At 51.1% G+C, this 9880-nt stretch carries 7 protein-coding genes and 1 pseudogene; 6 read left to right on the top strand and 2 right to left on the bottom strand.

Annotated features, from left to right (window positions below; all coding sequences use genetic code 11):
* The 3 genes from accB to O71_RS09205 form a co-directional block, all read left to right on the top strand.
* On the top strand, positions 1 to 222 hold a 222-nt coding region (gene accB / locus O71_RS09215; RefSeq protein WP_007655835.1), incomplete at its 5' end, for an acetyl-CoA carboxylase biotin carboxyl carrier protein.
* Between the two features lie 110 nt (positions 223 to 332).
* A complete protein-coding gene (accC, locus tag O71_RS09210; RefSeq protein WP_007655826.1) occupies positions 333 to 1676 on the top strand; it encodes an acetyl-CoA carboxylase biotin carboxylase subunit in 1344 nt (447 codons plus the stop codon).
* A 137-nt stretch (positions 1677 to 1813) separates the two neighbouring features.
* A complete protein-coding gene (locus tag O71_RS09205) occupies positions 1814 to 2770 on the top strand; it encodes a DUF6340 family protein (protein WP_007655824.1) in 957 nt (318 codons plus the stop codon).
* 74 nt (positions 2771 to 2844) lie between these two features.
* On the opposite strand, the gene O71_RS09200 is transcribed toward O71_RS09205, so the two are convergent.
* Positions 2845 to 3426: a DUF3109 family protein gene (locus tag O71_RS09200; protein ID WP_007655822.1), complete on the bottom strand. Its 582-nt coding sequence runs from the start codon at positions 3424 to 3426 to the stop codon at positions 2845 to 2847.
* 81 nt (positions 3427 to 3507) lie between these two features.
* Positions 3508 to 5100, bottom strand: a complete 1593-nt coding sequence (locus O71_RS09195; protein ID WP_007655820.1) for an ankyrin repeat domain-containing protein — start codon at positions 5098 to 5100, stop codon at positions 3508 to 3510.
* Positions 5101 to 5368: 268 nt separating this feature from the next.
* On the opposite strand from O71_RS09195, the pseudogene O71_RS09190 reads away from it, so the two are divergent.
* The 3 genes and pseudogenes from O71_RS09190 to murA all read left to right on the top strand — a co-directional run bounded on the left by O71_RS09190 (position 5369) and on the right by murA (position 9801).
* Positions 5369 to 7626, top strand: a pseudogene (locus O71_RS09190) (ATP-dependent helicase).
* Between the two features lie 195 nt (positions 7627 to 7821).
* Complete coding sequence (locus O71_RS09185) at positions 7822 to 8490, top strand: DUF4290 domain-containing protein (RefSeq protein WP_007655815.1); 669 nt, start codon at positions 7822 to 7824, stop codon at positions 8488 to 8490.
* Positions 8491 to 8496: 6 nt separating this feature from the next.
* Entirely contained in the window at positions 8497 to 9801 is a 1305-nt protein-coding gene (murA, locus tag O71_RS09180) for a UDP-N-acetylglucosamine 1-carboxyvinyltransferase (protein WP_007655814.1), read from the top strand.
* The last annotated feature ends 79 nt before the right edge of the window (positions 9802 to 9880 follow it).

Below are 9880 nucleotides of genomic sequence, written 5' to 3'. Positions count from 1 at the left end.
CCTATGATCGGTACCTTCTACCGCTCTTCCAGTCCAGACAAGCCATCGTTTGTCAACGTAGGTGACGAAGTGAAAAAGGGCCAGGTGATCTGTATCATCGAAGCGATGAAGCTCTTCAACGAAATCGAGTCAGAAGTATCAGGCAAGATCGTGAAAGTGTTGGTAGACAACGCCAACCCAGTAGAGTACGATCAGCCACTGTTCCTGGTAGATCCTAGCTAATTCATTGATTTGAAAATGTGAAGATTTGAAAATGGAGAAGGCATGTCCCTCTCCATTTTTATATCATTTTCACGACAGTCTCACGTTTCCAAATCTTCAAATCCGACAATATGTTTAAAAAGATACTAATCGCTAACAGGGGCGAGATTGCCCTGCGCATCATCCGCACCTGTAAGGAGATGGGCATTAAAACGGTAGCCGTTTACTCCACGGCCGATAAGGAAAGTCTGCATGTGCGCTTCGCCGACGAGGCCGTTTGCATCGGTCCACCGCCAAGTGCCCAGTCCTACCTGAACATGCCAAACCTGATCTCGGCTGCCGAGATCACCAACGCAGACGCGATACACCCGGGCTATGGCTTCCTGTCTGAGAACGCTGAATTCTCACGTATTTGCGCTGAGCACAACATCAAGTTCATCGGTGCATCACCGGAAATGATCAACGCCATGGGTGACAAGGCTTCTGCCAAAGACACCATGAAGAAGGCCGGCGTACCAACTATACCTGGCTCTGATGGCTTGCTTAAGTCTGCGGAAGAAGGCAAGAAACTGGCCAAGAAAATCAAGTACCCGGTTATCATCAAGGCAACTGCCGGTGGTGGTGGCCGTGGTATGCGTATCATCAAAAGCGAAGAAGAATTTGACAAGGCCTGGAACGATGCCCGTACTGAGTCCAAGGCTGCTTTCGGGAACGACGGTATCTACCTGGAGAAATTCATCGAAGAGCCGCGTCACATAGAGATTCAGCTGATCGGTGACCAGCACGGACAGGTTGCGCACCTTTCGGAGCGTGACTGCTCGATCCAGCGTCGTCACCAGAAACTGGTGGAGGAAACCCCTTCCCCGTTCATCACCGACGACCTGCGTGACCGCATGGGCAAGGCTGCCATCAAAGGTGCCAAGGCCATCAACTATGAAGGCGTGGGGACAATCGAATTCCTGGTAGACAAGCACCGTGAGTTCTACTTCATGGAGATGAACACCCGTATCCAGGTAGAGCACCCGATCACTGAGGAGGTAATCGATTACGATCTGATCAAAGAGCAGATCAAAGTAGCGGCCGGCGAGAAGATCACAGGCAAGAACTACTATCCAAAGATGCACGCGATCGAGTGCCGCATCAACGCCGAGGATCCGAAGAACAACTTCCGTCCTTCTCCGGGCAAGATCACCAACCTGCACGTACCTGGCGGTCACGGCGTACGCGTAGACTCTCACGTTTACTCTGGCTATACCATCCCGTCGAACTACGACTCCATGATCGCGAAGCTGATCGTGAGTGCGCAGACGCGTGAAGAAGCGCTTGTGAAGATGAAGCGCGCTCTGAGCGAGTTCGTGATCGAAGGCATCAAGACAACAGTGCCGTTCCACCTGAAACTGATGGATGATCCGGGCTTTAAGGAAGGAAACTTCACAACGGCGTACCTAGATAATTTCGATTTCGGAGCGCTCTAAGCTTATTGAATTATTGAAAAAAAAACCGGTTCAGCAATGGGCCGGTTTTTTTGTTTGGCCCGATATATGTGGTTTTAAAATATAGAGTGATTAGCATATTTAGATTAATTTAGTCCCGCATCTGAAAAGAAACCGCAATGAAATCAAGCAAGCTATTGGCTATCCTGTTATGGAGTGTACTGGCTCTGCAGCTAAGCAGCTGCGTGTCGGTGGTGATGATGGAGACAGTGCGCCCTCCAGTGGTGCGGGTGAGCCCTGACCAATGGAAGGTACTGGTAGTCAACCGCTACGACGCCACTACACAAACTTCAAGCAAAAACGGCAATGTGATAGAGGTGCTGCGCGAAGGAGCTTACCAGGCAGCCGGAGGTGTCATGGGCGCCGTCTACAGTGACTCCACTTTTGTGCTGATCAATCCTGACCAGGCTGTGACACTGCCTCCCTCCTCCCCAAAACTTAGCGAGGCTGAAGTGCAGGAATTGTATACACAGTACCGCCCGCACCTGATCCTGACACTTGACAAGTTTGACACACGATTTGGGAAAGAAGTAAATAGCTATGAAGACGAGGATGGCTACAAAACCAGGACGGCCAACTATGACCTGGTCGTAGCTAGCACCTGGTCGCTTTACGACAGCACAGGTATACTGTTAGATCAGGCAACTATCGAGCAATCCGATTTCTACGATTCCAGGACAGTAGTAAGCGGGCTGCTCGCCATAGGTCCCGCTATGGGCAAAGCTGGTCCGGCCGTAAACCAACTGGCTGTGGAAACCGGCTATAGTTACTGGGACCGCTTCTACCCGCAGCCGATACTCCTGGCAAGGCAGATTTACACCGGCAGCCCGTTTCAGGGTCTCAACCTGATGCTGCTGATGGGCCAGTTCCAGCAGGCCATTACCACATTGCAGCCTTTGGCGCAGGATCTGTCCACCAAAACAGGTATAAGGGCTGCCCATAACCTGGCTGTTGCCTACGAAGCTGCGGGTGATTACGAACAGGCAACGCACTGGGCCCGACAGGCACAGGGCAAAGGCGATAAGCTGTCAAATAACCTGATGCAACTTTGGGCCACTGCTGGTCTGATCAAATAATTGCACCTCAGATAAAACAGCAAAGCCCGACCATTCAGGCCGGGCTTTGCTGTTTTATACTATCTGTCTATACCTTATGAAGTAGCAGCTTGGGTTTCATTCTCGATCATCTCCGTTAGTTCGCCATACCAGACCTCACCGTATTTGCGGATCAGTGGCTCTTTCAGGAACTGGTATACCTTAACACCCAGGTCTGCTCCAAAATTGCAGGCAGCGGCACAGATGCTCCAGCGGTCATAGTTCAGTGCTTCAAAGTCGTCATACTTCGTGATTCGGATCGGGTACAGGTGGCAGGAAATTGGTTTTTTCCAGCTGATCTTTCCATCGTAATAGGCTTGCTCAATCGCACACTTGAGTATACCTTCGTTATCATAGAGCGCATAAGCACACTCTCTGTTTTCGATGGTCGGGGTAGAAAAGTCTCCTTCAAAATCCTCGATGTACAGCCCCTGCTCCTCCACAGCCAGCTTACCGGCTCCGGTCATGTAAGGCTTGATGTGCTCGTAGTTCTCTTCCAGTATAGTCAGTTCTTCTGCATCGAGCGGAGCACCGAGGTCGCCTTCTATGCAGCAGGCCCCTTTGCACTTTTCGAGATTACAGACAAAGAAATTATCGCGGATGTCGTCGCTGATGACGGTATTCTGGAGAACGATCATGTGTTGTAGGCAGTAAAATAAGCTTCTTATACCGGTGTCACCGGCAAAGATGAGACAAAATTAAAGTTAAATAAGTTTAGACTAACGCTTTGGTGCTCTCGCTCCTGCCGCTACGAGTATATTCTGAACACTCTCGCGTTTTGCATAGTCCATGGCGGTCTTGCCGTTGTAGTCACGCAGGCTCGGATCTGCACCAGCATTGATCAGCATCACAATCACCTCGTTACCACCATCCAGTTGACACGCCAGCATAAGCGGCGTCAGGCCTTCCAGGTTTTGAATGTTCGGATTGGCACCACCTTGCAGCAGGCGGCTCATCTCCATCATATGGGTGCCGTTGGCAAAACGCACCGCATAATACAGGGCTGTATTGCCTTTGTTGTCCACTATATTCGGATCAGCTTTGTACTTGAACAGTGTATCCAGCAACTGCGCCTGCTCAATCTCGAAGCCTTCGGTATTGATGCGGGCTCCAGACATGGCATAATGCAGGGCAGTCTTGCCATCCTGGTCGGTTGCATTAACGTCAGCCCCGGCCTGCAGCAACTGGCTAGCCACCTGCAGTCGTACATCAGGCTGGTAGATCACGCCGTAGTCTTCGAGCAGCAGCGGAATAAAAATGCCATGCATGAGCGGCGTGCGCAGCCTGAAATCAAAATCATAGCCATTTGGCACAGACACCGTGTTGACATAGGCACCATTCTCCAGTGAGCGCTTCACGATGTCCGGGTTACGTTCAATGGCTGCCAGTACCAGCTTTTGATCAGAAGACTGGTTGAGGTACTTGAGCTGCTCAAACGCATTGGAACTCCCCTGTGAGATGGCTTCGTGGTAAAGTTTGCGTGCTTTTTCTGGCTCAACCTTGCCCAGGTTCCCTTCTTCGTAAAGCAAGCCCAGGGTATAGAGTGCTTCTTTTTCACCGACAGCGGCACCTTTTTCGAGCCAGTACTTCGCTTGTGCCACGTCCTCTTTCACGCCCTCCCCTCTCAGATATAGGTTGGCCAACGAGGTATAGGCTGCCACATCGTTTAGCTCAGCGGCTCGTTTGATATAGGTAAAGGCATAGCCTTTGTCCTCCATTTCGCCGTAGCCGGTATAGTACATACTGCCCAGGATGCGGTTACTGAAGGCATCACCCGCTATGGCCATATCCCGAATGTCGAGGGCGGCGCTGCGCATCAGGCGGGTAAAGCGCTGCTTGTCCTCGTCATTGCGCAAGGTCATCAGTTCTGCCAGGCCCAGGTTGCCATACAGGCTGCTGCCTTCCAGCGCTTTTTCGAACAGAATGCGGGCCGTGTCCGGGTCAGCTTTATAAAACTTCTCCGGGTTGCGCACATAGGCAACCGAGTCGGATGAAATGATTGAATCGATCGGCGCTCCATCTTCCCGAAGCTCGCCGTACTGGTGCATGCGGCCCATAAAGTAATAAGCAGCTGCCTCATCCCGAGCAGCAGCCTGTCTAAACTTGGCGTATGCTTCATTGAATTGCAGACCGATGTAAAGGTCCATGGCCTCCTGCATTTCCGGTGTGCGCCATACCTGTTTGGCGGAACGTGGCACCTTTGCCTGTCTCAGGGAGTCTGGAATCACCTTGACAACCTGAGTGGTATCGGATTGCGCCACAGCCAGATGGCCGGCCGGGAGCAGTGCAAGGAGCAAAAGAAGCTTTTTCATGCGTGGTTTTGGGATCATATATTTTTCAGGTATAGCACAGGTATAAAACCCGCCCCAACCTTCTCAATTTTACAAAGATACAGATAATGCGGCGTTTCTCTAAAAGCCCTGCCCGAAGACACGCAAATGAGAGGCCAAAAACGCATTACTTTATAAGAAACCAAAAGGAGGGGCTGTCTGGTTCTCTAAATGTGCAATCGCCGTTCCTAAAACGGATAGGAATGTGTAAATTGCATGGAATATCAAAGTAGCACGCGGAAGAAAGCAAATGGATTATATTAGTTTACTGAACGAGTCGCAGCGCAAGGCGGTACTCCACACCGAGGGGCCAGCCATGATCATTGCGGGTGCCGGCTCAGGCAAAACAAGAGTACTAACTTACCGGATCGCCTACCTGATCAGCCAGGGAGTGGATCCGTTCAACATACTGGCCCTGACCTTTACCAACAAGGCGGCCAAGGAGATGCGCCACCGTATCGAGAAAGTGATCGGCAACGAGGCCAAGAACATTTGGATGGGTACTTTTCACTCGGTGTTCTCCCGAATATTAAGAGCGGAAGCCGATAAAATTGGCTATCCAAAAAGCTTCACCATTTACGATACAGATGACTCCAAAACGCTCATTCGCAACATTGTGAAGGAGATGAACCTGGATGACAAACTGTACAAGCCCAATGTGGTGCTGGGACGCATCTCCTCAGCAAAGAACAAGCTGATCTCGGTAAAGCAGTACCTGAATGATCCTGTAATACAGGCCGACGACGAGGCCTCCATGCGTCCGAAGATCGGCAAGATCTATGAGCAGTATGCCAACCGCTGCTTCAAGGCTGGTGCTATGGACTTCGACGATTTGCTGTTTCAGACCAACGTACTGTTCCGCGACCATCCGGATGCGCTCAACAAGTATCAGAACATCTTTAAGTTCGTGATGGTGGACGAGTATCAGGATACGAACTACTCGCAGTACCTGATCACACGCAAACTGGCTGCCCAGAACCGTAACATTGTGGTGGTGGGTGACGATGCACAGTCCATTTACGCCTTCCGGGGTGCCGATATCCAGAACATCCTCAACTTCGAGCGTGACTACCCTGAGCTGGAGGTGTTCAAGTTGGAGCAGAACTACCGCTCTACCAAGAACATTGTGAACGCGGCGAACTCGGTGATCAAGAACAACTCAGCCCAGCTGAAGAAAGACGTTTACACGGACAATGAACAGGGTCCCCTGATCGAGGTGATCAAAGCCAACTCCGACAACGAAGAAGGCAAACTGGTGGCGACCACTATCTTCGAGGAGAAAATGAGCAACCATCTCTCCTACGACGACTTCGCCATCCTGTACCGCACCAATGCCCAGTCCAGAGCCATGGAAGAGGCCCTGCGCCGCATGAACATCCGGTATAAGATCGTGGGCGGCCTCTCGTTCTACCAGCGCAAGGAGATCAAGGACCTTATCGCTTACCTGCGTCTGGTGGTAAACCCGAACGACGAACAGGCCCTGCGCCGCGTCATCAACTATCCGAAACGAGGTATAGGTGAGACAACCGAGCAGAAACTTTTTGTAACGGCTGATGAGACTAACCACAGCGTATGGGAGGTAATTCAGAATGCCGGACAATTCCTGGGCAATCGTGTAGGTACGGCGATTGAGAACTTCTCGATCATGATCAAAGACTTTGCCCGCATTGCCGATAACACCGATGCCTCGAGGTAGCCAAGCATGTGGCCAAGCACTCAGGTATAGTCGACGACCTCTACCAGGACAAAACGGTAGAGGGCCTCGCCCGCTACGAAAACATACAGGAGTTGCTCAACGGTATAAAAGAGTATGTGGACGATCCGGAGAAAGAAGACAAGAGTCTGTCAGCTTTCCTGCAGGATATTGCCCTGATTACGGATGCTGATACCAAGGCAGACATGGACGGGGAGTTCGTTACGCTGATGACGATCCACTCAGCCAAAGGTCTGGAGTTTAAGAATGTATTTATCGTAGGTATGGAAGAGAACCTCTTCCCGAGCCAGATGATGCTAAACTCACGTGCTGACCTGGAAGAGGAAAGACGCCTGTTCTACGTAGCCATCACCCGTGCTGAGAAGAAGCTATACCTGACCTACGCGACCAGCCGTTACCAATGGGGCAACCTGCGCGCCTGCGAAAAGAGCCGCTTCCTCGACGAGATCGATCCGAAGTACCTTAACTTTAAGTATGGTGAGCAAAATACGGCCAGCGGCGGCGGTGGAAACGTGTTTGACCGTGTGCTGCAGCGCAAGAGTAGTATCAGCAGCCTGGTGCAGCCACCGGCCCGCAAGCAGGCCGCCACAGCCTATACCGCCCCTGCTGATTTCAAGCCAAGCGATACGTCGAATCTGGCGGCTGGTATGAAAGTAGAGCACCCTAAATTCGGCTTTGGCGTAGTATCCAAAATAGACACGCAAGGCAACAGCACCAAGGCTATCATCAACTTCGACGAAGTAGGCGAAAAAACCCTGCTGCTGAGCTTTGCCAAGCTGCGAATTCATAATTGAGTGAATTAGCGGTTGAGTGATTTTTTTATTTTTGATTCAGTGGTTGAGTGACTGTTTATAAGTGAATTAGTTTTCCAGTCATTAATTTTTTATAAATCACTAATTCAGTCAATAAATTATAACTCACGCATACACTAACTCACTCATTCACTCAATCAAAAATATACCTACATTTGAGATTCATAAATTGAGATAATGGAAGCAAGTACCACCTTTAAGCAAGACCTGTTGCTGCGCGAGTACGGCAGAAACGTTCAGGACCTGGTCAACCACATCCTGTCGGTAGAAGACCGCTCAGAGCGCACCCGTCTGTCGCACCTGCTCGTCAACCTGATGGCCAAACTAAATCCGCAGTTGCGCGACACACAGGACTTTCAGCAAAAACTATGGAACCACCTCTATGTGATGTCCGGCTCAAAGCTCGACGTGGATGCTCCATACCCGCTCAGTGCGATGGAGTACCTCAACGACAAGCCGCAGCCAATGGAGTACCCACTGAGCACGCCCAGGTATAAGCACTATGGCCAGAACGTAGAGCTACTGATACAGCGGGCTACTGAGCTTGAAGATGATAAGGAGCGCGAAGCAGCGACCATCTCAATCGGTAAACTGATGAAAACACTCTACCGCTCTTACAACAAAGACAGCATTACCGACGACGTGATCCTGAATGACATTCAGCAGATCTCCAAAGGCAAACTGAACCTGGACCTGGCCATGATCGAGAGCAATAACCTGTTCGAATCCGTGAGCAGCAAGTCGCAGGACAGTGGCAGCAACCGCCCACAGCAGCAGCAAAACCGCGGAGGCGATAACCGTGGCCGTAAAAACACCAGAACAACTTCCAATCAACGAAACAAATAGTATTAAATGGCTTCATTTGAAGTAAAAGGTGGTGCAAAACTGCGCGGAGAAATCATTCCGCAAGGTGCCAAAAACGAGGCATTGCAGATCCTGTGCGCCGTACTCCTTACCCCCGAGAAAGTAACGATCTCTAATATCCCCGATATTCGCGACGTCAATAAACTAATTGACCTGCTGCGTTCGCTGGGTGTAAAAACTGAGCGACTGGCACAGGATACCTATACATTTCAGGCGGATGATATCGACATCAACTTCCTGGACTCCGAGCGATTTGTAGAGCTTGGTCGTGCCATCAGAGGCTCCGTGATGATCGTGGGACCTATGCTGGCCCGATTTGGCAAAGCGAAAATGCCGAAGCCGGGTGGGGACAAGATCGGCCGCCGAAGACTGGACACGCACTTTACAGGATTCGAAAAACTGGGCGCTTCTTTCCAGTACAGCGCTGAGGATGATTTCTATACCGTAACTTCCGAAGTTCTGAAGGGTGCCTATATGCTCCTCGACGAAGCTTCTGTAACAGGTACAGCCAATATCCTGATGGCGGCTGTACTGGCCGAAGGTACCACCACGATCTATAATGCTGCCTGTGAACCTTATGTGCAGCAGCTATGCCGTATGCTCAACCGCATGGGTGCGAAGATCAGCGGCATTGGATCTAACCTGCTCGTAATTGAGGGGGTTGAGCAGCTAGGTGGCACTGAGCACCGCATGCTGCCTGACATGATCGAGATCGGTTCTTTCATTGGCCTTGCTGCCATGACAGGTTCAGAGATCACCATCAAAGACTGCCAGATACCGGAGCTAGGTCTTATACCGGATACTTTCCAGCGCCTGGGCATCAAAATGGAATTCCGTGGCGACGACATCTTTATACCTGAGCAGGACCGCTACGAGGTAGACACCTACATCGATGGCAGCATCCTGAACATCGCCGACCATACCTGGCCAGGTCTGACGCCTGACCTGCTGAGCGTGGCTCTTGTAGTGGCTACGCAGGCAAAAGGTACGGTGTTGGTGCACCAGAAAATGTTCGAGAGCCGCCTGTTCTTCGTGGATAAGCTCATCGACATGGGTGCTCAGATTATTCTCTGTGACCCGCACCGCGCTACTGTGATCGGCCAGAACAAGCAGATCCCGCTTCGTGGCATCCGTATGACGTCTCCTGACATTCGCGCCGGTGTTGCCCTGCTTATCGCCGCTCTCTCTGCCGAAGGCACCAGCATCATCGACAACGTGGAGCAGATCGACCGCGGCTACCAGAATATTGATGGCCGGCTGAATGCGCTGGGTGCACAGATCAGAAGGATGTAGTTTTAGATACATTACAGGTTGCCTCAGGCAACTAATGCCCCTATAAAAGAAGAAGAGCACCTAGTTAGGGCGCTCTTCT

Source organism: Pontibacter sp. BAB1700, from assembly GCF_000277005.1.
In the GTDB taxonomy this organism is placed as follows: Bacteria; Bacteroidota; Bacteroidia; order Cytophagales; family Hymenobacteraceae; genus Pontibacter; species Pontibacter lucknowensis.
This window is presented reverse-complemented; position numbering and strand designations above follow the sequence as displayed.